2 protein-coding genes are annotated in these 1,432 nt (G+C 50.0%); both read right to left on the minus strand.

Translation table 11 applies throughout. From position 1 onward, the window contains the following. Positions 1-31: 31 nt before the first annotated feature. A complete protein-coding gene (locus KDK17_RS07815) occupies positions 32-1,099 on the minus strand; it encodes an IS3 family transposase (RefSeq protein ID WP_257287772.1) in 1,068 nt (355 codons plus the stop codon). Then, positions 1,096-1,432: transposase (locus tag KDK17_RS07820; RefSeq protein WP_257287773.1), on the minus strand; the 337-nt coding region annotated here is incomplete at its 5' end. The genes KDK17_RS07820 and KDK17_RS07815, both read right to left, overlap by 4 nt.

The following is a 1,432-nucleotide window of genomic DNA, read 5'->3' on the forward strand; positions in this document are numbered from 1 at the left end:
CGGTAACTTTCAAGGTAGATGTCGCCTCAACTTATGCAGCTAAATCACAATGCTGCTGATTCTCTGATCGCTCAGGGTTAAGCCATACCTCTGCCGGTAATTGCCAGTTTCTGGTTTCACGGCTTCCCCAACGCTCAGGGTGTTGCTCTTTTGCTTTACGGTAAACTCTTTCACGATTCAGAACCTTCTTCTGAGCCTTCCCTGTGTGTCTGTCGCAGGGTGTCTGGAACTTGATGCCACTGTGCTTATGCTCCATGTTGTACCAGTTTACGAACCCATACACCCACTCTCTGGCTGACTCCAGACTGGCGAAGTGATTCGGATACCCGGGACGATATTTCATGGTTCTGAAGCCTGACTCTGAGTATGAGTTATCGTTACTCACGCGTGGCCTGCTGAACGATGTCTGTACACCCAGTTGCTGAAGAGTACTTAGCATAGTCGCCCCCTTCATCGGGCTGCCATTATCCGAATGCAGGACCAGCGGTTGTTCCTGAAGACTGATCTTATGCTGCATGAAGGCTTTGCGGATCATCTGAGCAGCCAGGTCAGAGGACTCCTTCTCATGGACTTCCCAAGTCACAATCATGCGGCTATAAACGTCCAGAACCAAATAGAGGTAATAATATTTACCCCTGATGGGCGACCCCAAAAAGGTTATATCCCACGACCAGAGCTGATTTGGTGCCGTGGCCCGATGCGATGTCGGCTTCCGCTTTACTGGCTTCTTACTGCGACCTCGGTGATGCTGTTGATTATGAGCCTTCAGCACTCGATAAAAGCTTGACTCAGAAGCTATATAAACACCTTCGTCGGCCAGTGTCGGTACAATCTGGCATGGCGACTTACTTTTGAATCGCTCGCTGTTACAGACTTTCAGAATCTCGTTTTGCTCGCTCTTGGTTAGTTGGTTGGCAGGCATTGGCCGGTCTGCGTATTGACGCTGATCTTCCCGCACCTGTTCTACATCTTTTTGCCAGCGCTGAACCGTGCGTATCGACAGGTTGAGAGCAGCACAGGCTTTCACTTTACGTGCCCCCTGTGAAACAGCTTCCTGGATTAAAGCAACGGCTTCCTTGCGATCAGGGAGAGGAATCAATCGTCCTCGCGCTCCCCCCAGATCGCGTTTGCCTTTTTTGTTAGAACCAACAGTGCTGCGGTTTCAGCAAGTGCTTTGTCTTTGCGTTTGAGTTCTTTTTCCAGTTTCTGGATGCGCTTCTTGTCATCTCGTCTGGCAGCGGCCTGTACCTGACGGGATTCAGCAGGCTTTGTGCTGCCTGCGATAAAATCAGCTTTCCACTGCTGCAGGTCTTCATAGTAGAGCCCCTTCTTACGACAGTATTCGGATAACTCTGTTGTATTCATGTTGGCGGTTTCCATCAGAACCGCGAACTTGTTTTCAGCACTCCACTGCTGAGGATTCTTACCATCA

The sequence above is a fragment of the Endozoicomonas sp. SESOKO2 genome, assembly GCF_024606245.1.
Lineage (GTDB): Bacteria > Pseudomonadota > Gammaproteobacteria > Pseudomonadales > Endozoicomonadaceae > Endozoicomonas_A.